This is a genomic window from Enterobacter sp. E1, assembly GCF_016809815.1.
In the GTDB taxonomy this organism is placed as follows: Bacteria; Pseudomonadota; Gammaproteobacteria; order Enterobacterales; family Enterobacteriaceae; genus Enterobacter; species Enterobacter adelaidei.
This window is the reverse complement of sequence record NZ_JAFBJM010000002.1, coordinates 243,965-269,412: the sequence shown is the minus strand read 5'-3', so window position 1 is coordinate 269,412 and position 25,448 is coordinate 243,965. Positions and strand designations below refer to the sequence as shown.

Annotated in this window: 21 protein-coding genes; 10 read left to right on the top strand and 11 right to left on the bottom strand. The window is 53.6% G+C overall.

Annotated features, from left to right (window positions below; all coding sequences use genetic code 11):
• Positions 1 to 8: 8 nt before the first annotated feature.
• The 6 genes from JGF26_RS07445 to JGF26_RS07420 form a co-directional block, all read right to left on the bottom strand.
• Positions 9 to 1,814 carry an extracellular solute-binding protein gene (locus JGF26_RS07445; protein ID WP_028016292.1) on the bottom strand — a complete coding sequence of 602 codons (1,806 nt, stop codon included), beginning with the start codon at positions 1,812 to 1,814 and terminating at the stop codon, positions 9 to 11.
• 74 nt (positions 1,815 to 1,888) lie between these two features.
• The gene (locus JGF26_RS07440; protein WP_134707730.1) at positions 1,889 to 3,445 is read right to left on the bottom strand and encodes a cyclic di-GMP phosphodiesterase; all 1,557 of its coding nucleotides are present in this window, start codon (positions 3,443 to 3,445) and stop codon (positions 1,889 to 1,891) included.
• A gap of 127 nt (positions 3,446 to 3,572) precedes the next feature.
• Positions 3,573 to 4,142 carry a bifunctional murein DD-endopeptidase/murein LD-carboxypeptidase gene (gene mepS / locus JGF26_RS07435; protein WP_008500946.1) on the bottom strand — a complete coding sequence of 190 codons (570 nt, stop codon included), beginning with the start codon at positions 4,140 to 4,142 and terminating at the stop codon, positions 3,573 to 3,575.
• Between the two features lie 415 nt (positions 4,143 to 4,557).
• Positions 4,558 to 5,271 carry a phosphatase PAP2 family protein gene (locus JGF26_RS07430; RefSeq protein ID WP_028016294.1) on the bottom strand — a complete coding sequence of 238 codons (714 nt, stop codon included), beginning with the start codon at positions 5,269 to 5,271 and terminating at the stop codon, positions 4,558 to 4,560.
• Positions 5,272 to 5,304: 33 nt separating this feature from the next.
• The gene (locus JGF26_RS07425; protein WP_028016295.1) at positions 5,305 to 6,291 is read right to left on the bottom strand and encodes a GTP-binding protein; all 987 of its coding nucleotides are present in this window, start codon (positions 6,289 to 6,291) and stop codon (positions 5,305 to 5,307) included.
• A gap of 123 nt (positions 6,292 to 6,414) precedes the next feature.
• Complete coding sequence (locus tag JGF26_RS07420; RefSeq protein WP_203250361.1) at positions 6,415 to 7,881, bottom strand: fructuronate reductase; 1,467 nt, start codon at positions 7,879 to 7,881, stop codon at positions 6,415 to 6,417.
• 205 nt (positions 7,882 to 8,086) lie between these two features.
• Between JGF26_RS07420 and uxuA the strand changes: the two genes are divergently transcribed.
• Positions 8,087 to 9,277, top strand: coding sequence for a mannonate dehydratase (gene uxuA / locus JGF26_RS07415; protein ID WP_049008194.1), 1,191 nt, complete (start codon positions 8,087 to 8,089; stop codon positions 9,275 to 9,277).
• A 34-nt stretch (positions 9,278 to 9,311) separates the two neighbouring features.
• On the opposite strand, the gene yeiP is transcribed toward uxuA, so the two are convergent.
• Positions 9,312 to 9,884 (bottom strand): elongation factor P-like protein YeiP, encoded by a 573-nt coding sequence (yeiP, locus tag JGF26_RS07410; RefSeq protein ID WP_008500940.1) that lies wholly within the window; start codon positions 9,882 to 9,884, stop codon positions 9,312 to 9,314.
• A gap of 164 nt (positions 9,885 to 10,048) precedes the next feature.
• On the opposite strand from yeiP, the gene JGF26_RS07405 reads away from it, so the two are divergent.
• Entirely contained in the window at positions 10,049 to 10,303 is a 255-nt protein-coding gene (locus tag JGF26_RS07405; RefSeq protein WP_032666680.1) for a YkgJ family cysteine cluster protein, read from the top strand.
• Here the strand turns inward: JGF26_RS07405 and setB are convergent.
• Positions 10,300 to 11,481: a sugar efflux transporter SetB gene (setB, locus tag JGF26_RS07400; RefSeq protein WP_028016298.1), complete on the bottom strand. Its 1,182-nt coding sequence runs from the start codon at positions 11,479 to 11,481 to the stop codon at positions 10,300 to 10,302. The genes JGF26_RS07405 and setB overlap by 4 nt on opposite strands.
• A gap of 361 nt (positions 11,482 to 11,842) precedes the next feature.
• On the opposite strand from setB, the gene fruB reads away from it, so the two are divergent.
• From fruB to fruA, 3 genes are read left to right on the top strand one after another with little or no spacing between them, the layout of a single operon-like run.
• Positions 11,843 to 12,973, top strand: coding sequence for a fused PTS fructose transporter subunit IIA/HPr protein (gene fruB / locus JGF26_RS07395; protein WP_134707822.1), 1,131 nt, complete (start codon positions 11,843 to 11,845; stop codon positions 12,971 to 12,973).
• Positions 12,973 to 13,911, top strand: a complete 939-nt coding sequence (gene fruK, locus JGF26_RS07390) for a 1-phosphofructokinase (RefSeq protein WP_014170919.1) — start codon at positions 12,973 to 12,975, stop codon at positions 13,909 to 13,911. The genes fruB and fruK overlap by 1 nt, the downstream gene beginning before the upstream one ends.
• A 16-nt stretch (positions 13,912 to 13,927) precedes the next feature.
• Positions 13,928 to 15,613 (top strand): PTS fructose transporter subunit IIBC, encoded by a 1,686-nt coding sequence (gene fruA / locus JGF26_RS07385; RefSeq protein WP_028016300.1) that lies wholly within the window; start codon positions 13,928 to 13,930, stop codon positions 15,611 to 15,613.
• Between the two features lie 46 nt (positions 15,614 to 15,659).
• Here the strand turns inward: fruA and nfo are convergent, their stop codons facing one another.
• Both nfo and JGF26_RS07375 read right to left on the bottom strand, forming a co-directional pair.
• On the bottom strand, positions 15,660 to 16,517 hold the full coding sequence (nfo, locus tag JGF26_RS07380; RefSeq protein WP_028016301.1) for a deoxyribonuclease IV: 858 nt from the start codon (positions 16,515 to 16,517) through the stop codon (positions 15,660 to 15,662).
• Positions 16,518 to 16,581: 64 nt separating this feature from the next.
• A complete protein-coding gene (locus JGF26_RS07375; protein ID WP_128347435.1) occupies positions 16,582 to 17,628 on the bottom strand; it encodes a YeiH family protein in 1,047 nt (348 codons plus the stop codon).
• Positions 17,629 to 17,725: 97 nt separating this feature from the next.
• On the opposite strand from JGF26_RS07375, the gene yieE reads away from it, so the two are divergent.
• The 3 genes from yieE (at position 17,726) to cirA (ending at position 22,433) form a co-directional block, all read left to right on the top strand.
• Complete coding sequence (gene yieE / locus JGF26_RS07370; RefSeq protein WP_128347436.1) at positions 17,726 to 18,592, top strand: DNA-binding transcriptional regulator YeiE; 867 nt, start codon at positions 17,726 to 17,728, stop codon at positions 18,590 to 18,592.
• 176 nt (positions 18,593 to 18,768) lie between these two features.
• On the top strand, positions 18,769 to 20,238 hold the full coding sequence (locus JGF26_RS07365) for an amino acid permease (RefSeq protein WP_028016304.1): 1,470 nt from the start codon (positions 18,769 to 18,771) through the stop codon (positions 20,236 to 20,238).
• A gap of 224 nt (positions 20,239 to 20,462) precedes the next feature.
• Positions 20,463 to 22,433: a catecholate siderophore receptor CirA gene (gene cirA / locus JGF26_RS07360; RefSeq protein ID WP_134707732.1), complete on the top strand. Its 1,971-nt coding sequence runs from the start codon at positions 20,463 to 20,465 to the stop codon at positions 22,431 to 22,433.
• Between the two features lie 111 nt (positions 22,434 to 22,544).
• On the opposite strand, the gene fghA is transcribed toward cirA, so the two are convergent.
• The gene (gene fghA, locus JGF26_RS07355) at positions 22,545 to 23,372 is read right to left on the bottom strand and encodes an S-formylglutathione hydrolase (protein ID WP_128347438.1); all 828 of its coding nucleotides are present in this window, start codon (positions 23,370 to 23,372) and stop codon (positions 22,545 to 22,547) included.
• 138 nt (positions 23,373 to 23,510) lie between these two features.
• Between fghA and JGF26_RS07350 the strand changes: the two genes are divergently transcribed.
• Both JGF26_RS07350 and folE read left to right on the top strand, forming a co-directional pair.
• The gene (locus JGF26_RS07350) at positions 23,511 to 24,659 is read left to right on the top strand and encodes a YbfB/YjiJ family MFS transporter (protein ID WP_049008202.1); all 1,149 of its coding nucleotides are present in this window, start codon (positions 23,511 to 23,513) and stop codon (positions 24,657 to 24,659) included.
• A 103-nt stretch (positions 24,660 to 24,762) separates the two neighbouring features.
• Positions 24,763 to 25,431 (top strand): GTP cyclohydrolase I FolE, encoded by a 669-nt coding sequence (folE, locus tag JGF26_RS07345; RefSeq protein WP_028016308.1) that lies wholly within the window; start codon positions 24,763 to 24,765, stop codon positions 25,429 to 25,431.
• Positions 25,432 to 25,448: the final 17 nt, after the last annotated feature.

The following is a 25,448-nucleotide window of genomic DNA, read 5'->3' as shown; positions in this document are numbered from 1 at the left end:
ATGATTCCTTAGCGTCGCTCAGCGGGGAGTCTGGCGGCTTTGTTGACGTCATACCACCAGGTATCAAAGCCCAGTGAATAGACAGGGCGTACGGCAGGCACGGAGAACTTGTCCCAGCGAGCAAGACGATCTTCGCCCATATACCACATCGGCAGCATGTAGTAGTTCCAGGTTAAGACCCTGTCGAGCGCCCGCCCGAGCGGCAGGAGCTTTTCTTTATCGCCTTGCGCCGCCACTATTTTTGCAATCAGTGCATCAATCGCCGGGCTTTTCACCCCCGGGGCATTATATGAGGAGTCGATGTAGCTGGAGGCCCATGAAATTTGCAGATCGGAGCTTGGCCACGGCTGTGCGGGCCACAAGCGCTGCATCATGTCGTAATCACGGCTGCGCATGCGATTGGTAATCTGCGCGTTATCAACCTGACGAATGTTCATGGTAACGCCCAGCCGCTCAAGGTTGTGCTTAAACGGCAGTACCCACTGATCGTTGCCCCCGGATGAAAGCAGCAGCTCAAAGCTGAGAGGCTTACCCGTTTTGGCATCCACACGCTTTTGATTCTTCAGGGGCCAGCCCGCGTCATCCAGCAGCTTGCTGGCTTTCAGCAGGTTGGCGCGGTCGTAGCCGTCACCGTTCGACACGGGCGGCTGAAACACCGAGGTGAACACTTCCGCGGGTACTTCCGCTTTCAGCGGTGCCAGCAGGAGCAGCTCGTCAGCTTTCGGGTAGTCGCGCGCGGCATATTCCGTGTTCTGAAAATAGCTGTTCGCACGGCTGTAGGCCCCGTAAAAGAGTGCTTTGTTCATCCACTCAAAATCAAAGGCCAGGGAAATCGCTTCCCGTACCCGGCGGTCATTAAACACCGGACGCTGAATATTAAATGCCAGCCAGCGGGTGTCCTGGGCGGACTCATTTTTGTGCTCATCTTTAACGATGTAACCTTTCGCGAAATTTTTCCCGATATACCGCGTGGCCCAGTTTTTGGCGTTGCTCTCGACGCGCAGATCGAAGGCACCGGCTTTAAATGCTTCAAATGCCACGTTATCGTCGAGGTAGTAATCATAACGAAGGGTGTCGAAATTCCAGCGCCCGCGGTTAACTGGCAGGTTTGCGGCCCAGTAGTCTTTGACGCGGGAATAGACCACATATTGCCCCATTCGCCAGTCGGTAATGCGGTAAGGACCACCTGCCAGAGGGGGAGTAGAGAGCGGGTCGCTCAGTTTGTGATCTTTCCAGAACGATTGAGGCATCACCGGCAGTGAGAACAGGCTGAGCATATTCTCTTTGTTGGGTTCGCTCAGCTCGATGCGCACGGTGAGCGGCGCAATGGCTCTGACGGATGCGCCTTTGTACACGATGCGGAATTGGGGCACGCCTTCAGTCATAAATTTGTGAAAGGTGAACGCGACGTCACTGGCCTTAACCGGTGAACCATCGTGAAAACGTGCCCGAGGGTTTATCGAGATTTCAGCCCAGGCAAAGTTATCCGCGTAACGCACGTTATCGGCAATCAGTGGATAGTAGCTGCCGGGCTCATCATCAGACGTGACAAAAAGCGTATCGTAAAGTGATTCCGTTCGCGCGGCCGCCACGCCACGCAGGGCGTAGCGGTTGAAGTTGTCGAACGTTCCCGTGGCGGAAAGTGTTACCTTCCCACCTTTGGGGGCGGCTGGGTTGACGTAATCGAAATGTGTAAAATTGACCGCGTATTTCGGCTCGCCAATCACCGCGAAGGCGATATTTTCTTTGATGGCTTGCGCCTGGCTGGACAGGCTCGTGAATGCCAACATCAGCAACATAAAGCGCATAAGCATCTCGCGGCGGCTCCTTCTTTTACAAACCAGCTCAGTTAAGCTGAATAATAAGTGACGTCACGGGCAATGTGAAATTATTCACTGCCGGGCGAAACGTCAGGCCGCCAGTTGCGGAACTGATCCAGTGGCATCGGGCGGCTAATCCAGTAGCCCTGCAGGAAATTGACGCCATGCTCGCGTAGCCATGCAGCCTGTTCCGGGGTTTCCACCCCTTCGGCGACGGTCAACATATTCATTCGTCTTGCCAGCGTCAGGACTGCATCCAGCACCGGTGACGTCACGGTCTCCGTGCCTATCGCATTAACAAAACCACGATCAATCTTGAGATAGTCCATGGTGAAATGCTCAAGATAAATCAGCGCGCTGTGACCAGTACCAAAATCATCAATGGCTATCTCAAACCCTTCGTTATGCAGCCATTCGAAGAGGCTGTTGGCTTCCCGATGATTAAGCATGTCGCGCTCGGTAATTTCCAGCACGATCTGGAAGTAATCCGGCGGCAGTAACGCTTTGAAGGTGAGCATGTCTTCTTTGAAGCTTTCCGCATGCAAATGCCCAGGCGCAATGTTGATGCCGAGTTTTGCGCCCGGCGGTAGCACGGTCTGTAATACCGGCGCATCGTGAATGATGAGATCAAAAAGATGCAGCGTCAGCGGAACGATCAGCTTCTGTGCCTCTGCAAAATTGATAAAGGCGTCAGGCGGAATCTCACCCATGGTCGGGTGTTTCCAGCGCATCAACACCTCGACACCGCGCATTTTCAGCTCTTTTGCGTCCACCACAGGTTGATAGACCACATAGAATTGATCGCGCTTAATGGCGCTTAAAATCTCTTTACCCGGATTCAGCCGTATGCTGAGGATATAGTAATTGAGCGATCCGGCCGCAATGCCGCACACCAGTCCGAAGAACAGAGCGTAAAGGATTTCATCGCTGGTCCAGGCGTCCGCATACAGTTTAATGGTCAGGGGGACGTTTTTCAGCGTAGTGATGCGGCTCGGTGCTTCATCTAAATCACGCGCTTTGACCAGCTTGCTGGACATCGTCGTTAGGGCATAATCGCCAATGATTATAGCGATGCCAGCGAACTCGTCCTGGCGGGCTGTGTAGAGCAGATAAGGTGTCAGATTGATATTCACCGAGGTGAACACACCGCCATCTTTAACTAACGGGTTACGATACCAGATGGCAATCGCGGGCTTGTTGGGCAACATCGGGGTGCCTGGAAGCAATGCTATATCGATCTGCTTATTAATGTGCAGCTCGGGTATCAGCTCCTCCATCGGGACATTCATTGGACCTGTGGCGGATGAACAGAACGCAATTTTGTCCCTGACCAACAAAAAGGCGCGCACGTTGAGGCTAAATGCTGCGCGTGAAGTCAGTTCTGCATTGACGTCGTGGCAATTGTTCAGCGTGAGTGGCTGGAGGATGTCGATAGAGGTTTTTAACTCTGCGAAATAGCTCTCCATGTAGAGGTTGACATCGTTAATCAGAGTGTCGAATTTTACGTCCCGCTTGTGGTAGCTCCAGAAAAATTGCAATGAACCCAGGAGCAGGGCAGCGATCAGGCCTGTGATAATGCTGAGGATCAGTATCTTGCGATTACTGGAGAAGTAGCGGGTGAACATAGACGTTGTGGTTCCTGAATTGCCGCCGAATGTATTCAGTGTAACGGGCAAAAAAAAACACCGCCGAAGCAGTGCTTTTTTTCATCATATCGCCAGCCAAGGGATAACCAACGATACAATTTCCATATTAACTGCGGGTCAGTACTCGGCGCGCTTCGTTGTAGCGCTTTTTCCAGTACGGTTCGTTCATGCTGGAAATGGTCACACCGCTACTGGTGGAGGCATGTACAAACTGGTCATTACCAATATAGATGCCCACATGTCGACCTGTAGAACCGGCGCGGAACAGAACTAAGTCACCGGTGCGCAGTTTAGTACGTGAAATAGACTTACCCATCTCCTGCTGTTCGTAAGTCGAACGCGGAAGATCTAACCCGAATTGCTCACGGAAAGTACGCTGTACAAAACCGGAACAATCAATACCTGTTTTCGTGCTGCCGCCAAGACGGTAACGCACGCCTTTCCAGTCAGCATACTGGTCCATAATGCGGGACTTCACGTCCAGATTACGTACCATATTTTCAAATTCATCCTGAGAGGCTTGCAGTGACGAGGAATCTTCCATTCCCACAACACGCGTCTCAGGATGCATATTCTTTGCGGTGTTCGATGTACTACATGCAGACAACAGTACCGCGACTGCTATCGCCGGGATCCCCCGTAAGATATATCTCAGAAACGGTTGAGATTTGACCATTTTGTTTATTTTCCCTTGAAGTCCTTAACGACAAATATCGTTATAAAAATGCCAAACGTGACGAGACTAATTATCTGTTCACATTGAGACAATTCTTTCTGCTCACATTTGTGGCACAGCGCACAAAATTATTAGCCAGTGAAATAATTATCTCTATGGGGCAAAACGAGTTCGAGATTAACCGATTGCCTGGGGTATTGCGAGTAAAAAAAGCCTTTTTTTTATAAGAAATTGTGATACAGAAAGTAAAAACATGGAAATGCTCAAAATACCGACAGATCCGCCACCTTATCGCGTAATTGATTCATTTTTATCATGAATGTGATGACAGGAATATGACAGTGAGAAAAGATCGCGGCAAGAGACCTGTCAGGGATCATGTCGATCCCTGATAGCTAACGTTAATTTAGGTTAGTTATTTGTTTAATTGTTGTTGCGTTTTTCCGGGAAGATAGCGATCAAACAGCACTATTATCCCGTCGCTCAACGGTGTCATCAAACACCACGGCAGAGCAATCAGAGCAACGGAGAGAGAACCGACGGCAATATCGGTGAACCAGTGGGCACCAATCATTACGCGTGGAAAAGCAAAAACCACAAAAATAATCAGGGCTATTGCAAAGGCTTTTTTGCCGAAATAACGAAGCATAACTGCGGAAAAAATAAGCAGCATCATGCCGTGGTCGCCAGGGAAACTGTCCTTCGAGGCATCTTTTGTTGGAATATGCAGCAACTCACTGACGCGATAAATATCGCTAAAGAAGAGCGTTGGGCTGGAGCGCTTAACCGGAATAATCGCGGTTGCCAGCTGGTTAATGACCACGGCAAACAGCAGCATCACCAGACCGATAATCATAATACGGCGACGCCCTGCTTTATCCTCTTTCAACCAGAAGGAGAGCATCAGGCAGCCCATTGCCAGCAACGAAAAACCGTCGAAGGCGCGGTTGTTGGTGATAGCTACCAGCCACAGAAAGGCATTGCTTTTCACTAGCTCCTGGTTGAAGAAGTGAAAGATTGCAGAATCCAGCGGGAACCAGAAACCATGATTCGCCGGGATATACCAGGAGAAAAAGAGCGCCAGACCGGCGACATTAAGCAGTAATATCAGGGGAAATCGAGTCGTCATAACGTTCAGCAAAGAGTGAAAACAGGGGCAACGTTAGCCGCCCAAACTTAAACGAAGCTTCAACAGGCTGGACTGCAGGGCATTCCAGTCGGCGTTAACCGCACTAATTAACTCAATTCGGCTGTCCGGCGGGGCGACATTTTGCGTTTCAATAAAGAAATCTTCACCCTGACGATTGATCCGTACCAGTCCGTCTGGTGTGCGCATGATCCCTTTAACGCGATCGACCGGAGCAAGTCTGGCCCACTCAAGGATCCCGATGGTGTCAAAAACGGTATCTGCATCGAAGATCCATCCACAGGCCTGATACCCCTGGCCACTATTCAGATTACGACGCCAGCGCTGGTGTTCCGGCAGGCTGAGGGCAGCCAGACCTTGTTTCACCGGGTGGCTATGGGCATGCTCTGCACTGGCCGGAAGTTCCGCTATGTTCAGACGAGGAAGGTCAAGCAGGGCGCTATCAATCCTCCCCTGAGTGGTCTGCACCCGTTGACGATTACCCCCGAAATGTTGCCACCACGCGTCCAGCGCGGCCTGGCTTTCAGCCGTGGCGCGATCTTCTTTATTAGCAACGATAATGTCTGCTGAGGCGAGTTGATCGCGGAAGTTCTCATTGGCCACCGCTTTATCATCCAGAAGCTGGCGAGGATCGAGCAGGCACAGGGTGGCACGCAGATCAATCCACGGCTCGTAAACCGGTGCGGTCAGTAAATCAAGGATCTGCTTCGGGTGACCCAGCCCGGTGGGTTCAATCAGCAGGCGATCGGGTTTTCCCTGACGTAGCAAGGTATTGAGTCCTACCTGCATTGGCAAGCCATTGACGCAGCACATGCATCCGCCGGGGATCTCTTTGATCATTGCGCCGCTGTCCGACAGTAATGCGCCGTCGATGCCCACTTCGCCAAATTCATTGACCAGAACGGCCCATTTCTCGGCCGGATCTTTGTTCGCCAGCAGGTGAAGAATTGAGGTGGTTTTACCGCTGCCGAGAAAACCGGTGATGAGGTTGGTTTTGGTCACGTGCGCTCCAGAAGAGAATTGTGATGCTATAACAATTATCTCTTATCCTGGCGAAAAAAGGGCGCAATGAGAAGGGGAAGGGCGAACGGAGGTCACCTCCGTTCGTGTTAAGCGCAATAATCGTTAAAGATTTAACGTTTCAATAACAGCCTGACGTGCACCGTGGCGGGCAATGCGCTGATAAGCCTGGCTGACAGCTTCAACAAAAACGCTATTTTGGGCGAGATCGTGTCCAAAGACCTCGTTCAGCCCCAGCAGCGCGTTGACGCGATCGTCGTCGCTGCTGGCGTCAACAATCGCGCGGATTTTATCGCTGAGGGGATCGCGGACGTCAATTGTGTTTCCGTGTTCGTCAGTCCCGCTGACGTAGCGTATCCAGCCGGCCACGCCCAGAGCCAGCAGCGGCCACGGCGTTTTTCGCTCAAGATGGACGCGGATCCCGTCCAGCATTCTCTGAGGCAGTTTCTGGCTACCGTCCATTGCAATTTGCCAGGTACGGTGCTGCAAGGCCGGGTTAGCAAAGCGTTCAAGCAGGCTATCGGCGTATGCGGTGAGATCGACATCCTTAATGCGTAATGTGGGTGCCTGTTCATCCAGCATGAGCCGACGGGCGGCTTCGCGGAAGGCTGCGTCTTCCATACATTCATTGATATGTGCATAGCCGGCGAGATACCCGAGATAAGCCAGGAAAGAGTGGCTGCCGTTAAGCATGCGTAACTTCATCTGCTCCCACGGCAGAACATCCTGCACCATCTGGACGCCCGCCACTTCCCACGCCGGACGGCCGGCAACAAAATTATCTTCCACCACCCACTGAATAAACGGTTCGCAGCTGATGGCGCACGGATCTTCAACGCCGAGCGTTTCGGTGATTTCTGCCAGTGAGGCCTCTGTTGCAGCAGGAACAATCCTGTCGACCATGGTTCCGGGAAAACTCACGTGGCTATCAATCCACGCAGCGAGTGCCGGAGAGCGTTTTTGCGCCATTCCCAGAACGGCATTTTTCACCACATGGCCGTTGTCAGGGATATTGTCGCAAGAAAGCACGGTAAAAGCAGGTAAGCCGCGCTCACGGCGACGATGGAGCGCTTCGACAAGGATCCCCGGGGCGGAATGCGGCTCAGATGGATTTTCCAGATCGTGGATAATCCGCGAGTTTTGCAGATCCAATTTACCGGTGGCGGGATCGATGCAATAACCTTTCTCCGTGATGGTGAGCGACACAATCGCCACTTGAGGCTCACAAAATTTCTCAATAATAGCGGGCAGAGAGTCCAGCTTTGCGTTCAGACATTCATGGACGGCACCGACGATAATTGCCTCATTTCCTTTTGCACCTTTCTCCAAAACGGTGAACAGGTGATCCTGCGCACGCAGCTGGCTCATCAGCACATCACCGCTAAACAGGCTAATCTCACATATTCCCCAGTCACCGCCTTTCTCATTCAGCACCCGATTTGTTAACAATGCCTGGTGCGCACGGTGAAACGCGCCAAAGCCAAAATGGACGATGCGAGAGCGTAATTGCTGACGATCGTAGCGCGGTTGCTGAACATGGGCAGGAAGGGCGGTGGAGGCAATTGTCTTCATGAGATACACACCTGATTAACCATTAATTAACAATGCCAGTGTAAAGTTATATGACAGCAAATAAAATTGGTAAGCCGTAAATATCCCTGTTCTGTGAGTTTGATCAATCAATGCGTGGCGGTATGTTGACCCTTCATGGTAAACATGTATGGTAGTCGTCATTGCGGTAACGCATATTGGTATAACAACTTAAGAGGGTGAGGCAATGGAACAAACCTGGCGTTGGTACGGGCCGAACGATCCGGTTTCTCTTGATGATGTGCGTCAGGCTGGCGCAACGGGTGTCGTCACGGCGCTGCATCATATTCCTAACGGCCAGGTATGGCCGGTTGATGAAATTCAAAAGCGTCAGGCGCTGCTGGCAGAGAAGGGATTAACCTGGTCTGTGGTGGAAAGCATTCCGGTTCACGAAGATATCAAAACCCATTCAGGGGAGTACCAGACCTGGATTGCCAACTATCAGCAGAGTATTCGCAACCTGGCGGCATGCGGCATTGATACGGTGTGCTATAACTTCATGCCTATCCTGGACTGGACGCGCACTGACCTTGAATATCAGATGCCGGACGGTTCAAAAGCACTGCGTTTCGATCAAATTGCCTTTGCGGCATTTGAACTACACATTCTGAAACGTCCTGGCGCCGAAGCGGATTACACCGCGGAAGAGCAGCAGCAGGCGCGCGCGTGGTTTAACGCCGCCAGTGACGCGGACATCGAAAAGCTGACCCGCAATATCATTGCTGGTCTGCCAGGTGCGGAAGAGGGCTATACGCTGGATCAGTTCCGTGCACGTCTGGCGGAATATGGCGACATTGATAAGCATCAGCTTCGTGAAAACATGGCGTACTTCCTGCGCGCGATTGTGCCCGTCGCAGAAGAAGCGGGCGTTCGCCTGGCGATACATCCGGACGATCCTCCGCGTCCTATTCTCGGCCTGCCGCGTATCGTCTCGACGATTGAAGATATGCAGTGGCTGAAAGAGACGGTAGACAGCATCTACAACGGCTTTACCATGTGTACCGGCTCCTACGGCGTGCGTGCGGATAACGATCTGGTGCGGATGATTGAAACCTTCGGCGATCGTATTCACTTTACTCACCTGCGCGCGACCTGTCGTGAAGAGAACCCAAAAACCTTCCACGAGGCAGCGCACCTTGGCGGTGATGTAAATATGGTCGCGGTGGTGGATGCCATCCTGGCGGAAGAAGTACGTCGTAAGCAGGTTGGCGATGTGCGTCCTATTCCATTCCGTCCGGATCACGGGCATCAGATGCTGGACGATCTGCGTAAGAAAACGAACCCAGGTTATTCGGCAATCGGTCGTCTGAAAGGGATGGCGGAAGTGCGCGGCATAGAGCTGGCGCTGAAGATGACGAAGTATCCTGACTTGCTGTAAAAGAAAAACCCGGCGCAAAGCCGGGTTTTTTGTGTTAGTCAGCACGACCCATATAGCGTTTTTCTTCAATATGGATGCGAATTTTCTCGCCTGCAGACAGGTATTCTGGCACCTGCACAACCAGTCCAGTTGTCAGGGTTGCTGGTTTGTTGCGGGCGCTTGCAGATGCGCCTTTGATACCCGGTGCCGTTTCAACGATTTCCAGATCGACGGTCTGAGGCAGTTCCAGAGCCAGCAGCACTCCATCCCAGGTCAGAACCTGCATGTCTGGCATACCGCCTTCAGGAATAAACAGCAGCTCTTCTTCAATCTGATCTTTGGTGAAGATATACGGGGTGTAATCTTCTTTATCCATGAACACGTATTCGTTGCCGTCGATATAGGAAAAATCGACATAGCGACGGGTCAGTGTCACGGTATCAACGATATCGTCACCTTTAAAACGTTCTTCAACTTTCAGACCGGTACGCACATCGGCGAAACGCATTTTGTACAGCGTCGCTGCACCACGGGCGCTAGGTGCCTGAATATCGATATCTTTCACAATCAGCAGTTTGCCGTTGTAATTCAGTACCATACCTTTCTTAATTTCGTTCGCTCTTGGCATTGCAGTAATCCTGTATACGGAAGGTAAAAAATATCGCGCCAAATTACTCGTGCGCGGCCTTTCAGGCAAGAGGAATTCGTGGCTTTTGCTATCAATACGCAAAAGGTGTTACTGTGCGCGCGATGCCCGGCTGCGCGGGCCTTCGTCAGCGAAAGAGAGCGTTTATGGATTGTCGTCCAGATTGCGGCGCGTGCTGTACCGCACCGTCCATTTCAAGCCCCATTCCAGGAATGCCAGAGGGCAAGCCTGCCAATACCCGCTGCGTTCAGCTCTCTGAAACTAACCTGTGTATGATCTTTGGTTCGCCCCTGCGCCCGAAGGTTTGCTCCGGACTTCAGCCAACAGCCGAAATGTGTGGCAGCACGCGAGCGCAGGCGATGACGTATCTGCTCGAGCTGGAATCGCTCACCGCGCCTTAAACGTCTTTAATCCTCGCAAGACAGCCAATCGTCAGCGTGCACATCACCAGCGCAATCCAGAACACCGTGTGATAGTTCCAGATTTCTGCGACGACCCCCGCCATTGAGCCTGCGATAATCCAGCCCACACGGGTGGTATTAGTATAAAGGGTCGTGGCCGAGCCCGCCTGACCCGGCATCAGATCCTGGAAATAGAGCATGCCAATCCCGGCCAGAATGCCAATATAGATAGCGTTCAGCAGCTGTAAAGCCAGCAACAACCCTGGCGTATGTACCGTCAGCATACCGATATAGAAAAGCAGACCGGCGACAGCGGCGATACGCATCAGAAAACGCTTGCCGAAGCGCTTTGCGTAATAGCCTGCGATGAGCATCGTCGGGATCTCAAGCCCGGCCGCTGTTCCCATCATGATACCTGCCAGCTTCTCTGGCAGATGCAGTTCATCAATAATAAACAGCGGCATATTGATGATATACAGGCTGTTAGTGCCCCACATCAGGGTGCAGATAACAAACAGAAGCAGGGCATCGCGGCGGTTGCGGCGCGGGGCTTCCAGCGTCCCCGTCGCCACTTTGGGCTCTTTGCGCATCGACGGCAGAAAGAACCACACCAGCGCGCCACATACCACAAATGCGACAGCCGCACTCAGGTACATCACCGTAAAACCAAACCCCATCGCCAGCGCGTAAGCCAGCGGGGGGCCGATCACCCATGCCAGCGACACCTGAGCACGCATTACCGAGCTGAACATCACCGCTTCACGCCCGGTATGGTCGGCGTGCTCGCGGGCAAGTGCGAACATCTGCGGGTTAGCCGTCGAACCAAAGCTGCTCAGAAATACCCCGATGAACAGCAAAATGAAATAGTTGCGGTTCCATGCAAACAGAACGCAGGCGAGCATCCCAAGCAGACAGCAAAAGACAATCAGGCTTTTACGATCGCCTTTTCTGTCGGATCGGCCCGCCAGAAACTGACTCACCAGAATGCCGATGATGGCGCTTCCGGTAAAAAAGAAACCCACCATGGCCGGACGAGCGTGAACCTCATTGGTCAGAAATAAGCTCAGCGTCGGCGTCTGTAACGCACCGGCAATACCCGTAAAAAAGGCAACAATCAGGAACGCCGCTGAAGTCAAATCAAAGGGCTTTGGCGAGGTGGCCGCGGGGGTGTTATGCATGTTTTATAATTAACGAGTGACAGAGAGAGGCGGAGTTTACGCTGGCACTCATTAAATAAACAGAGGGTGCGGTCAATTACGCCACGAAAAATCAAAATGGCATTTCAACTTATAGAAGGTTTGGCTGACCTTAGCTGAAACTGACTTGCTGAACTTCAGCAATATTCAGCTGAACGAAGAAGAAATGTGCTGTATCTCTAAATTCTGAGATCAGAAATACGAGTTTACTTGCAAGGCATTGCAGAAAGCGCAAGACTTTTTGAAACGTTTCAGCGCTATCTTGTTTAAGCAAACGGAGCAGGCTAGCGCATTTTTTCTCATTAAAGCTGAAACGATTCAATTTCAGCAGGAGTGGAGAACCATGTTCCAGTTATCTGTTCAGGATATCCACCCGGGCGCACAGGCCGGGGATAAAGAAGAGGCCATTCGCCAGGTTGCCGCTGCCCTTGTGCAGGCAGGTAACGTCGCGGACGGTTATGTAAATGGCATGCTGGCGCGTGAGCAGCAGACCTCAACCTTCCTCGGCAATGGCATTGCTATTCCGCACGGCACAACCGACACCCGCGACCAGGTGTTGAAAACCGGGGTGAAGGTTTATCAGTTCCCACAGGGCGTGCTCTGGGGTGAAGGTCAGGTGGCGTATGTGGCCATCGGTATCGCGGCCAGCAGCGACGAACACTTAGGCCTGCTGCGTCAGCTGACCCACGTACTGAGCGATGATTCCGTTGCTGAACAGCTGAAGTCAGCAACGACTGCTGAAGAGCTGCGCGCCTTGCTGATGGGCGAAAAACAGAGTGAAGCGCTGAAACTGGATAATGAAACGCTGACGCTGGATGTAGCCGCCTCCGATCTGGTGACACTCCAGGCGCTGAATGCCGGTCGCCTGAAAGAAGCCGGTGCGGCAGATGCCACATTTGTGACACGCGTAATCAATGATAAGCCGTTGAATCTCGGTCAGGGTATCTGGCTGAACGACAGTGCTGAAGGCAACCTGCGTAGCGCTATCGCCGTGAGTCGTGCGGCAAATGCGTTTGACGTCGACGGCGAGCGTGCGGCCATGCTGCTGACCGTGGCGATGAACGATGAACAGCCGGTTTCCGTGCTGAAGCGCCTGGGCGATCTGCTGCTGAATAACAAAGCTGAAAAACTGCTGAACGCAGATGCGGCGACGGTGCTGGCTCTGCTGACCAGCGATGATGCGCTGACTGACGATGTTCTTAACGCTGAATTCGTGGTGCGTAACGAACACGGCCTGCATGCCCGTCCAGGTACCATGCTGGTAAATACCATTAAACAATTTGAAAGTGAGATCACCGTGGCCAACCTTGATGGCACAGGTAAACCGGCCAACGGCCGTAGTCTGATGAAAGTTGTCGCGCTGGGCGTGAAGAAAGGTCACCGTCTGCGTTTCACCGCACAGGGTGCGGATGCTGAACAGGCTCTGAAGGCGATTGGCGACGCCATCGCGGCAGGTCTGGGGGAGGGCGCATAATGAGCAGACGTGTTGCGACTATTACGCTGAACCCGGCTTATGACCTGGTGGGGTTTTGCCCGGAGATTGAGCGCGGCGAAGTAAACCTCGTGCGTACCACTGGCCTGCATGCTGCGGGTAAAGGGATTAACGTCGCGAAAGTGCTCAAGGACCTTGGTATTGATGTCACCGTGGGTGGATTCCTCGGTAAAGATAACCAGGATGGTTTCCAGCAGCTGTTCAGCGAGCTGGGCATTGCCAACCGTTTTCAGGTTGTTCAGGGCCGCACCCGTATCAACGTCAAGCTGACGGAGAAAGACGGCGAAGTGACCGATCTGAACTTCTCGGGTTTCGAAGTGACGCCGTCAGACTGGGAGCGTTTTGTTAACGATTCTCTGACCTGGCTTGGTCAGTTCGACATGGTGTGCGTCAGCGGTAGCCTGCCGTCCGGCGTCAGTCCGGAAGCATTTACCGACTGGATGACGCGCCTGCGCAGCCAGTGTCCATGCATTATTTTTGACAGTAGCCGTGATGCACTGGTCGCGGGACTGAAAGCGTCACCGTGGCTGGTGAAGCCTAATCGCCGCGAACTGGAGATCTGGGCCGGTCGTAAGCTGCCAGAATTAAAAGATGTGATTGATGCTGCCCATGCGCTGCGCGAGCAGGGTATCGCCCACGTAGTTATCTCTCTTGGTGCAGAAGGAGCGTTGTGGGTTAACGCTTCTGGCGAATGGATCGCCAAACCGCCGTCGGTCGATGTTGTCAGCACCGTCGGCGCAGGGGATTCCATGGTTGGCGGCCTGATTTATGGTCTGCTGATGCGTGAATCCAGTGAACATACTTTACGTCTTGCCACCGCCGTTGCTGCCCTGGCCGTAAGCCAGAGCAATGTCGGTATTACCGATCGTACCCAGTTAGCCGCGATGATGGCGCGCGTTGACTTAAAACCTTTTAACTAACAGCAGGAGAGGAATAATGAAAACGCTGCTGATCATTGACTCCGGTCTCGGACAGGCTCGCGCCTATATGGCGAAGACCTTGCTGGGAGCGGCGGCGAACAAAGCACATCTCGAGATGATTGATAACCCGGGCGATGCCGAACTGGTCATTGTTCTGGGCGATAAAATCCCGGCTGACAGTGCGCTTAATGGCAAAAATGTCTGGCTGGGCGACATTAATCGTGCGGTGGCACACCCTGAACTGTTCCTGAGCGAAGCAAAAGGTCACGCGTCTGTTTACAGCGCCCCTGTTGCTGCGGCACCGGTTGCGGCTTCTGGACCAAAACGCATTGTTGCGGTGACGGCCTGTCCTACAGGGGTAGCTCATACCTTTATGGCGGCTGAAGCCATTGAAACCGAAGCGAAAAAACGCGGCTGGTGGGTAAAAGTTGAAACGCGCGGCTCCGTGGGTGCCGGCAATGCCATCACCCCAGAAGAAGTGGCTGAGGCCGATCTGGTGATTGTGGCGGCAGACATCGAAGTGGATCTGGCGAAATTTGCCGGTAAGCCGATGTACCGCACTTCGACAGGTCTGGCACTGAAAAAGACCGCTCAGGAGTTTGATAAAGCGCTGGTTGAAGCGAAGCCGTATCAGGCAACGGGCACCAGTCAAAGTGCGACTGAAGGTAAGAAAGAGTCAGCAGGCGCTTATCGCCACCTGCTGACTGGTGTTTCTTACATGCTGCCGATGGTGGTTGCGGGTGGTCTGTGTATCGCGCTGTCATTCGCGTTTGGTATCACCGCATTTAAAGAGCAGGGGACGTTGGCAGCTGCATTAATGCAGATTGGTGGGGGTTCTGCGTTCGCGCTGATGGTGCCTGTGCTGGCGGGCTTTATCGCCTTCTCCATTGCTGACCGTCCGGGTCTGACGCCAGGTCTTATCGGCGGTATGTTGGCGGTGAGCACGGGCTCTGGTTTTATCGGCGGTATCATTGCCGGTTTCCTGGCCGGTTACGTCGCGAAGCTCATCAGCTCGAAGCTCAAGCTGCCACAGAGTATGGAAGCGCTGAAACCGATTCTGATCATCCCGCTGATTTCCAGCCTGGTGGTTGGTCTGGCAATGATTTACCTGATTGGTAAGCCGGTTGCGGGTATTCTGGCGGGTCTGACCCACTGGCTGCAAACCATGGGTACCGCCAATGCGGTTCTGCTGGGTGCAATCCTCGGTGGCATGATGTGTACCGACATGGGTGGCCCGGTGAACAAAGCGGCGTACGCCTTTGGTGTTGGCCTGTTGAGTACCCAGACCTACGCGCCAATGGCAGCCATCATGGCGGCAGGTATGGTGCCTCCTCTGGCTCTCGGTCTGGCGACGATTGTTGCCCGCCGTAAGTTTGACAAAGCGCAGCAGGAAGGCGGCAAAGCGGCACTGGTCCTGGGTCTGTGCTTCATCACCGAAGGGGCGATTCCGTTCGCGGCGCGCGACCCAATGCGTGTATTACCGTGCTGTATCGTGGGTGGTGCTGTGACAGGTGCAATCTCGATGGCGATTGGCGCGAAACTGATGGCTCCACACGGTGGTCTGTTTGTTCTGCTGATCCCAGGCGCTATCACCCCGGTTCTGGGGTACCTGATGGCGATTGTTGCCGGTACGCTGGTGGCGGGTTTGTCTTACGCCGTGCTGAAACGTCCGGAAGCGGAAGTGGTCGCGAAAGCAGCCTAAGTAGTAAACAACAAAAAAGCCGGGTGCAAATGCAACCCGGCTTTTTTTATGCCATTTGTTCAGCGGTCTGCTGCGCCTTCAACCAGGCAATCTCTTCTGCCCAGATATCGGGGTTGATGGTTTCAAGCACCATCGGAATGCCGTCGAAGCGGGCGTCCTGCATGATAAAGCGAAACGCATCATGACCAATATTGCCTTCGCCAAGGCTGTGGTGGCGGTCAACGCGGCTGCCAAAAGCGCTTTTCGCATCGTTTAAGTGCATTCCGCGCAGGTACTTAAAGCCAACTATGCGCTCGAACTCATCAAACGTGTTTTTCGTTGCCTCGGTTGTGCGCAGATCGTAGCCGGCCGCAAAGGCATGGCAGGTATCAATACACACGCCGACACGGTTTTTGTCCTCAACGCCGTCGATAATCGCCGCCAGATGTTCGAACTTAAAGCCGAGGTTGCTACCCTGACCGGCAGTGTTCTCAATCACCGCAGTGACACCTTTGGTTTTATCCAGCGTGATGTTAATGGATTCGGCAATGCGCGCCAGACAGGCATCTTCATCAATTTGCATCAGATGACTCCCTGGGTGGAAGTTCAGCAGCGTCAGTCCAAGCTGTTCGCAGCGCTGGACTTCATCAAGAAACGCCTCGCGGGATTTTTCCAGTGCCTCTTCAACCGGATGGCCGAGGTTGATCAGGTAGCTGTCGTGAGGAAGGATTTGACCCGGCCCGTAATGATACTTCTCGCAGGCGGCTTTAAAATCATCAATCACGTCTGCAGTGAGCGGTGCAGCGCGCCACTGGCGCTGATTTTTGGTGAACAGGGCGAAAGCGGTCGCCTCGATTTCGGCAGCGCGAATGGCGGCATTCGCAAGGCCACCGGCAGCGCTAACGTGCGCTCCAACATATTTCATAAAGGGACTCCTGTTAACCCGAAATGCTTATGATAGCGGGTTAACAGGAGAAGGATGTAGTGGTTTATGCCATCAGGCTATGGACCACAAGGTTAATCGCACCCCCGCCGACTATCAGCCAGACAAAGAGTACCAGCGCCATCAGCAGCGGTTTTGCACCGGCCTTTTTCAGCGCGCTGACATGCGTCGTTACACCCAATGCCGCCATCGCCATCGCCAACAGAACGGTATCCAGCGTCACCAGCATATCCACTACCGCTTTGGGCAGGAGGTGGAAGGAGTTAAAAATTGCCACCACGATGAACAGGATCGCAAACCACGGAATGGTAATTTTGCTTTTCTGATTACTGCCCGCTGGAGCCAGCTGTTTTACCCGTGCTGCCAGGAAAATCAGGAAGGGCGCCAGCATCATCACGCGCAGCATTTTGGCAATTACCGCCGCGTTTTCTGCATCCGGGCTAATGGCGTGACCCGCTGCCACCACCTGCGCGACTTCATGCACGGTCGAGCCGATATAGATGCCATAGGTTTCCGGGCTAAACCAGTGGGCCACCAGTGGATACATAGCCGGATAGAGGAAAATCGCCAGCGTACCGAAAATCACCACCGTTGCCACTGCAACTGTCACTTTACTGGATTCAGCTTTAGCGACAGGCTCTGTTGCCAGCACCGCTGCTGCACCACAAATACTGCTCCCTGCACCGATTAACCAGCTGGTTTGCTTATCCAGACCAAAGACTTTCTGACCAATAAAACAGGCCAGTAAAAAGGTGCTGGTCAGGGTCAGGACATCGATAGCAATCCCGCTGACGCCGACATCGGCGATCTGCGAAAAGGTAAGACGAAAACCGTAAAGAATAATCCCGAGGCGCAGCAGGTGCTGTTTGGCAAAAATCACGCCGCCATCGCAGGATTTCCAGATGCGTGGGTAAATGGTATTTCCCACGACCATGCCGAGCAATATCGCCAGTGTTAAGGCGCTAAAACCTGCTCCAGCGATGGCTGGAATACTGCCGCCCCATAACGCGATGCCGGTTACCACTGCGCTGAGCGCAAGACCCGGCACGAAGTGCCACAATGTACGATGATGCTGTAAGGTGAGTTCTGACATAACCTTCTCCTTTGTCTGGCTAAAGACTACGTCGCTCTGGTTTAAAAATAAAATTGATTATATACTTATAATTAATCTATATAAGTGGTAAGCAACCATGCACATTACATTGCGTCAGCTGGAAGTTTTCGCCGAAGTGCTGAAGAGTGGGTCGACGACGCAGGCCTCGCAGATGCTGGCTCTCTCTCAATCTGCGGTCAGCGCGGCATTGACCGATCTCGAAGGACAGCTAGGCGTTCAGCTTTTCGACAGGGTAGGGAAACGCTTAGTCGTCAACGAACATGGTCGTCTGCTCTACCCGCGTGCTTTGGCATTGCTTGAACAGGCTACCGAAATCGAACAGCTGTTCCGTGAAGACAACGGTGCGATCCGCGTGTTTGCCAGTAGTACGATTGGGAACTACATCCTTCCGGAAGTGATTGCCCGCTACCGCCGGGATTTTCCGACCCTGCCGCTGGAGATGAGCGTTGGTAATAGCCAGGATGTCATCAACGCAGTGATCGATTTTCGTGTGGATATCGGTCTTATCGAAGGACCCTGCCACAACGTCGATATCATTGCTGAACCCTGGCTGGAAGATGAACTGGTGGTGTTCGCTTCTCCGGCCTCGCCTTTGCTACAGGGCGAAGTCACGCTGGAAAGACTGGCACAGGCGCAGTGGATACTGCGTGAACAGGGCTCTGGCACGCGTGAAATTGTCGATTATCTGCTGCTTTCCCATCTGCCGCATTTCCAGTTAGGGATGGAGCTGGGGAACTCCGAGGCGATTAAACATGCAGTACGTCATGGTTTAGGTATTAGCTGCCTTTCCCGGCGGGTCATTGCCGAGCAGCTTGAGACGGGCTCGCTGGTCGAAGTCCCCGTTCCACTGCCGCAACTGGTGCGCACGCTCTGGTGTATCCATCATCGGCAGAAGCATCTTTCCAGCTCTTTGCAGCGTTTTCTGCGCTACTGCGAGATGTAATCGTCCCCTCACCGTGACCCTCTCCTCAATGGGGAGAGGGGAAAGACCCGATTTCTGCTTTGCTTATAATCCTGGCCGAGTCATGAAGCTCTCTTATAACTGCCTATTTCTGCCGGAAGGAACGCGGATCGTCTGCTACAATCGCGCCTCATTTATTAAATGGACAGCATTTTCACATGGTTTCAGAAATTAAAACCACAGAAGCGCCCACGCTACGTCGTGAACTGAAGGCGCGTCACCTGACGATGATCGCTATCGGCGGTTCCATCGGTACAGGTCTTTTCGTTGCGTCTGGCGCAACAATTTCGGCAGCAGGCCCGGGTGGGGCACTTTTCTCTTATATCCTGATTGGCCTGATGGTTTACTTCCTGATGACCAGTCTGGGCGAACTGGCCGCGTACATGCCGGTATCCGGTTCGTTTTCGACCTATGGTCAACAATACGTTGAAGAAGGCTTTGGCTTCGCGCTGGGCTGGAACTATTGGTACAACTGGGCCGTTACGATTGCCGTTGACCTGGTTGCTGCACAGCTGGTGATGAACTGGTGGTTCCCGGATACGCCGGGCTGGATCTGGAGTGCTCTGTTCCTGGCCGTCATCTTCCTGCTGAACTACATCTCTGTTCGTGGTTTTGGCGAAGCGGAATACTGGTTCTCTTTGATCAAAGTGGCAACCGTCATCATCTTTATCGTCGTCGGTGTGGCGATGATCGTTGGTATTTTCAAAGGCGCAGAGCCGGCCGGGTGGAGTAACTGGACGATAGGCGATGCACCGTTTGCCGGTGGGTTCTCGGCTATGATCGGCGTGGCAATGATCGTCGGCTTCTCCTTCCAGGGTACTGAGTTGATTGGTATCGCTGCGGGTGAATCAGAGAACCCGGAGAAAAATATTCCGCGTGCAGTCCGTCAGGTCTTCTGGCGTATCCTGCTGTTCTATGTGTTCGCGATCCTGATTATCAGCCTGATCATTCCGTATACCGATCCGAGCCTGCTGCGTAATGATGTGAAAGACATCAGCGTCAGCCCGTTCACGCTGGTCTTCCAGCATGCCGGTCTGCTTTCTGCAGCGGCAGTGATGAATGCCGTAATCCTGACTGCAGTACTTTCAGCCGGTAACTCCGGTATGTACGCATCGACTCGTATGCTCTATACCCTGGCATGCGACGGTAAAGCCCCGCGTATTTTCTCAAAATTGTCCCGTGGCGGTGTTCCGCGTAACGCCCTGTATGCCACAACGGTGATTGCCGGTCTTTGCTTCCTGACCTCTATGTTTGGCAACCAGACGGTATATCTGTGGCTGCTTAACACCTCCGGGATGACGGGCTTTATCGCCTGGCTTGGGATTGCCATTAGCCACTACCGTTTCCGCCGTGGTTACGTCAAGCAGGGGCACGATATTAACGACCTGCCTTATCGCTCAGGGTTTTTCCCGCTGGGTCCCATTTTCGCCTTCATTCTGTGCCTGATTATTACCCTGGGACAGAACTATGAAGCGTTCCTGGCGGACACCATTGACTGGGGCGCCGTTACGGCAACCTACATTGGTATTCCGCTGTTCCTGGTAATCTGGTTTGGCTACAAACTGACGAAAGGAACACACTTCGTTCGCTACAGTGAAATGGAATTCCCGGAACGATTTAAAAAATAACCGCAGATCCTCTCTTTCAGCCCGCTCATTTGAGCGGGCTTTTTTATTCCCGCACACTGAAACAAAGATATATTTCTTAACAATTCAATTGATAATAATTATCGTTTGCTTTATCGTTATCAAAAATAAGCGTGTCACCGACCCACCGCAGATGTGGGCGGCATGGAAGACGCTGTGAGCAATGATGATTTGATTTAGTTGTATTTACCTCATGGAGATATGGAATGTTTAGGTTGAATCCCTTCGTCAGGGGAGGACTTTGTGCGTCCGCAATGTCCCTGGCCCTGCCTGGTATCGCAGCGGAATCCGGCGACACAATGGTTGTAACGGCATCCGCGACCGAGCAAAACCTGAAAGACGCACCGGCAAGCATCAGCGTGATTACCCAGGAAGATTTGCAGCGCAAACCTGTTCAGAATCTGAAAGATGTATTACGGGATGTGCCGGGCGTTCAGCTCACGAGCGAAGGGGACAACCGTAAAGGGGTAAGTATTCGCGGACTGGACAGCAGCTACACGTTAATCCTGATCGACGGCAAGCGCGTCAACTCCCGCAACGCCGTATTCCGCCATAATGATTTCGATCTCAACTGGGTGTCGGTTGACGCCATCGAACGCATCGAGGTGGTGCGCGGACCGATGTCTTCTCTTTATGGCTCCGATGCGCTGGGCGGCGTGGTGAACATTATCACAAAAAAAATCGGGCAGAAATGGACGGGCACTCTGAGCGCCGATTCAACGATTCAGGAACATCGCGATCGTGGAGACACGTATAACGGCCAGTTCTATACCAGTGGTCCGCTGGTGGATGGCCTGCTGGGCCTGAAAGCCTACGGTAGCCTCGCGAAGCGTGAGAAAGACGGTCAGCAGAAATCCTCTACCACGGCGAGCGGTGAAACACCGCGCATTGAGGGCTTTACCAGCCGCGATGCCAATGTGGAGTTCGCCTGGACACCTTCTGAAAATCACGATTTTACGGCGGGCTACGGTTTCGACCGTCAGGATCGTGACTCAGATTCCCTCGACAAAAACCGCCTTGAGCGTCAGAACTACTCCCTGAGCCACAATGGTCGTTGGGGGGTGGGCAGCAGCGAGCTGAAGGTTTACGGCGAGAAGGTGGAGAACAAAAACCCGGGCAACAGCAATCCGATCACCTCCGAGAGCAACGCGGTGGACGGGAAATATGTGCTGCCTCTGGGCGAAATTAACCAGCTACTGACCTTCGGTGGCGAGTGGCGTCACGATAAGCTGAAAGATCCGGTCAATCTGACGGGAGGCTCCAGCAGCAGTACGTCAGCAAGCCAGTATGCCCTGTTCCTTGAAGATGAGTGGCGTCTCTTTGAACCCCTGGCGCTGACCACCGGCATCCGTATGGACGACCATGACACCTACGGTGACCACTGGAGCCCGCGTGCATACCTGGTCTACAACGCGACCGATACCGTAACGGTGAAAGGGGGCTGGGCTACCGCGTTTAAAGCGCCGTCGCTGCTGCAGCTCAGCCCGGACTGGGTCACCGGCTCGTGCCGCGGTTCCTGTGAGATTGTCGGTAACCCGGATCTGAAACCTGAAACCAGCGAGAGCTTCGAATTCGGTCTTTACTACAGCGGGGAAGAGGGCTGGTTAGAGGGCGTACAGGCTAGCGTCACCACCTTCCAGAATAATGTGGATGACCGCATCAGCATCAACCGTACCGCCAATGTAAAACAGGCACAGAGTTACCCTAACTACGTTGGTCTGAATGCGGACGGTGAGCCTATTTTCCGTTATTACAACGTCAACAAGGCGCGCATCCGTGGGGTGGAGACCGAGCTGAAATTCCCGCTGGCGGAAGACTGGAAAGTGACGCTGAACTACACCTATAACGATGGTCGTGACATCAGCAATGGCGGTAACAAACCGCTGTCCGATCTGCCGTTCCACACTGCCAACGGAACCGTTGACTGGAAAGCGACCCAGGACTGGTCGTTCTATGTTCAGGGTAACTACACCGGTGAGAAACGCGCGCTGACCAGCAGTGCACCAACGCCGGGTGGCTATGTCATCTGGAATACAGGTGCGGCGTGGCAGGCCACGAAAAGCGTGAAGCTGCGCGCGGGTGTACAGAACTTGCTGGATAAAGACCTGAGCCGTGACGATTACAGCTACACGGAAGATGGCCGTCGCTACTTTGTTGGTGTGGATTATAAGTTTTGATAAAGCCAGGGTAAAAGCGAAACGGCAACGTAAGTTGCCGTTTTTAGTGTTTGTTCCCTCTCCCTGTGGGAGAGGGCCAGGGTGAGGGTATCAGAGCGCACGCAGCCGCACTTACCCAAACAAGTGCTCCGCATGGAAGCGGAGATGATCCTCAATAAAGGATGCGATGAAGTAATAACTATGGTCATATCCCGGCTGAATGCGTAGCGTCAGCGGCCAGTCCTTCTGGCGTGCGGCTTCTGCCAGCACCGCAGGCTGTAGCTGGCCGGCGAGGAACTGATCGGCATCACCCTGATCGATAAGCGTTGGAATTGCGTCTTCGGGCTTGCTGGCCAGCATCAGTGCGCAGCTATCCCACGCCTGCCATTTTTCCGCATCATCACCCAGATAATTTGCGAAGGCTTTCTGGCCCCACGGCACCTGAGTCGGGTTCACAATTGGTGCGAATGCCGACACACTGACGTATTTTTCCGGGTTTTTCAACGCCATTATCAGCGCCCCGTGTCCACCCATGGAATGCCCGCTGATGGCGCAACGGTTGCTTACTGCAAATTCAGCCTGAATCAGCGCGGGCAGCTCGTCACGAATGTAATCATACATGCGGTAATGGTTTGCCCAGGGTTGTTCAGTCGCGTTCAGATAGAATCCGGCACCTTTACCCAGGTCGTATCCTGCATCGTCAGCCACATCATCCCCACGCGGGCTGGTATCAGGCATCACCAGCGCAATACCGAGCTCAGCTGCAATGCGTTGTGCACCTGCTTTAGTGGTGAAGTTTTCGTCGTTGCAGGTCAGGCCTGAAAGCCAGAACAAAACCGGCGGATTTTCCGTCGGCGGCAGGAAAATGCTGAACGTCATGGCACAGTTCAGGACGCTGGAGTCGTGCCGCCAGCGCTGCTGTCGACCTTCAAAACAACGGTGCTCTTCGAGCAGTTCCATGCAAGGCTCCTTAATGAGAATGCGTATTCATAAAAACCATAATACAGCCTTTTCATTGACCTGTGAGTAACTTTCACTTTCGCCAGACGACAAGATGCTGCATCATAAATTTACTTTTTTTTAACAATTGGAGCGGTCATGGCGCTGCGTATTGCGCTCAGTGGGTTTGTCGTTCTGGTGGTGGCGATGGGGATAGGGCGTTTTGCTTTTACACCTCAGGTTCCATTGATGATTGCCGCCGGGCAGCTCACGCTAACCAGTGCGGGCCTGGTGGCGGCGATGAATTATCTGGGCTATCTGGTGGGCGCATGGGATGCAATGCGTGCGCATCGCTTCGTTGAAACACGCCTTTGGCTTGGTATCACCGGTGCTGTTGCGTTGACGCTGCTCTCCGCCGCGGCGGATAACGCCATCGTGCACGGACTGCTGCGCTTTGTGATTGGCTGCATGAGCGGCTGGTCTATGGTGCTGATTGCGGCGTGGACAAATGAACGTCTGGGGCAGTTGGGCAAACCGGGCCTGAGTGCTGCCGTGTTTGCCGGCCCAGGCGCGGGTATTGCCCTGAGCGGGCTGCTCGCTGTCTATATCCAGGCGAAATCCCTGTCGGCCGGGGCAGCATGGCAAATCTACGGCGTGCTGGCGCTGGTGCTGATTGCCCTGGTGGCGCGCTACCTGCCGCGATCCGGGCAGCTCCATCGACCAGGTACCGCGCCAGAGCCGCTGGTGCTGACGGCGGATTTAAAGCGCCTGGTCTGGAGCTATAGCCTGGCCGGATTTGGCTATATTCTTCCGGCAACCTTTTTATCGCAAATGGCGGCAGTGCGTTTTCCTGGCAGCCTGTTTGCCCAGTTTGTCTGGCCGATTTTTGGTATCGCTGCCGTGGTGGGCATTGCGCTTAGCATTCTTTTACGCCACACCTCAACGGCTAACCGCAGGCTGGCTATTGTGCTGTGGTTGCAGGGCGCTGGTGTGCTGGCAGCCTGGCTGCTGCCGGGGATTGGCGGGTTGCTGACGGGGGGACTGCTGGTCGGCGGCGGCTTTTTGTGTGCCGTGCAGCTCTCTCTTTTATACGGTCGCGAGCTGGCACCAAACCACACGCGTTATATGGCCGGCCTGCTCACCACCGGGTATGCCATTGGCCAGTTGATTGGTCCGATGACCTCAGCGTTATCGACCTGGCTTACCCATCGACTGGAGCCTGCGCTGGGGTTGGCGGGTATCGCGTTGTTTGTTGGTGGTGCTCTGGTCTGGAACCGTCACGCTGAAAGGCAACAGCAATTGCAATAATTATCGTCGTGAATACTGGATTATGTGCGCGGCCTCACGCACAATGAGCGCATACTTTTGCCACAACGAGGGCAAAAGACGCCACACCTGCAGGAGAACAAAAATGTCATCACTCAGTAAAGAAGCTGCCCTGGTCCACGAAGCCCTGGTTGCGCGCGGTCTTGAAACGCCGCTGCGTCCACCCGTTCAGGAATTGGACAATGAAACCCGCAAGCGTCTGATTGCCGGTCATATGACCGAGATCATGGAGCTGCTGAATCTCGATCTGAGCGACGACAGCCTGATGGAGACGCCTCACCGTATCGCAAAAATGTACGTCGACGAAATTTTCTCAGGTCTGGATTACGCCAACTTCCCGAAAATCACCGTCATCGAAAATAAAATGAAAGTGGATGAGATGGTAACGGTACGTGACATCACGCTGACCAGCACCTGTGAACACCACTTCGTGACTATCGACGGTAAAGCAACCGTGGCGTATATCCCGAAAGATACGGTGATTGGTCTGTCGAAGATTAACCGCATCGTGCAATTCTTTGCTCAGCGTCCACAGGTACAGGAGCGTCTGACGCAGCAGATCCTGACCGCGCTGCAAACGCTGCTGGGCACCAATAACGTAGCTGTCTCTATCGACGCGGTTCACTATTGCGTGAAAGCACGCGGCGTGCGTGATGCCACCAGTGCGACCACCACCACGTCGCTGGGCGGTCTGTTTAAATCGAGCCAGAACACCCGCCAGGAGTTCCTGCGCGCAGTGCGTCACCACAACTAAGTCTTACAGGGCAGGGA

Coding starts and splice junctions, on each gene's coding strand:
- mepS (WP_008500946.1), bottom strand. CDS start 4,142: ATGGTCAAATCTCAACCGTTTCTGAGATATATCTTACGGGGGATCCCG.
- fruB (WP_134707822.1), top strand. CDS start 11,843: ATGTTCCAGTTATCTGTTCAGGATATCCACCCGGGCGCACAGGCCGGG.
- JGF26_RS07375 (WP_128347435.1), bottom strand. CDS start 17,628: ATGTCAGAACTCACCTTACAGCATCATCGTACATTGTGGCACTTCGTG.
- cirA (WP_134707732.1), top strand. CDS start 20,463: ATGTTTAGGTTGAATCCCTTCGTCAGGGGAGGACTTTGTGCGTCCGCA.
- JGF26_RS07405 (WP_032666680.1), top strand. CDS start 10,049: ATGGATTGTCGTCCAGATTGCGGCGCGTGCTGTACCGCACCGTCCATT.
- JGF26_RS07445 (WP_028016292.1), bottom strand. CDS start 1,814: ATGCTTATGCGCTTTATGTTGCTGATGTTGGCATTCACGAGCCTGTCC.
- fghA (WP_128347438.1), bottom strand. CDS start 23,372: ATGGAACTGCTCGAAGAGCACCGTTGTTTTGAAGGTCGACAGCAGCGC.
- fruK (WP_014170919.1), top strand. CDS start 12,973: ATGAGCAGACGTGTTGCGACTATTACGCTGAACCCGGCTTATGACCTG.
- uxuA (WP_049008194.1), top strand. CDS start 8,087: ATGGAACAAACCTGGCGTTGGTACGGGCCGAACGATCCGGTTTCTCTT.
- yieE (WP_128347436.1), top strand. CDS start 17,726: ATGCACATTACATTGCGTCAGCTGGAAGTTTTCGCCGAAGTGCTGAAG.
- JGF26_RS07420 (WP_203250361.1), bottom strand. CDS start 7,881: ATGAAGACAATTGCCTCCACCGCCCTTCCTGCCCATGTTCAGCAACCG.
- setB (WP_028016298.1), bottom strand. CDS start 11,481: ATGCATAACACCCCCGCGGCCACCTCGCCAAAGCCCTTTGATTTGACT.
- JGF26_RS07430 (WP_028016294.1), bottom strand. CDS start 5,271: ATGACGACTCGATTTCCCCTGATATTACTGCTTAATGTCGCCGGTCTG.
- fruA (WP_028016300.1), top strand. CDS start 13,928: ATGAAAACGCTGCTGATCATTGACTCCGGTCTCGGACAGGCTCGCGCC.
- JGF26_RS07350 (WP_049008202.1), top strand. CDS start 23,511: ATGGCGCTGCGTATTGCGCTCAGTGGGTTTGTCGTTCTGGTGGTGGCG.
- folE (WP_028016308.1), top strand. CDS start 24,763: ATGTCATCACTCAGTAAAGAAGCTGCCCTGGTCCACGAAGCCCTGGTT.
- nfo (WP_028016301.1), bottom strand. CDS start 16,517: ATGAAATATGTTGGAGCGCACGTTAGCGCTGCCGGTGGCCTTGCGAAT.
- JGF26_RS07440 (WP_134707730.1), bottom strand. CDS start 3,445: ATGTTCACCCGCTACTTCTCCAGTAATCGCAAGATACTGATCCTCAGC.
- JGF26_RS07365 (WP_028016304.1), top strand. CDS start 18,769: ATGGTTTCAGAAATTAAAACCACAGAAGCGCCCACGCTACGTCGTGAA.
- yeiP (WP_008500940.1), bottom strand. CDS start 9,884: ATGCCAAGAGCGAACGAAATTAAGAAAGGTATGGTACTGAATTACAAC.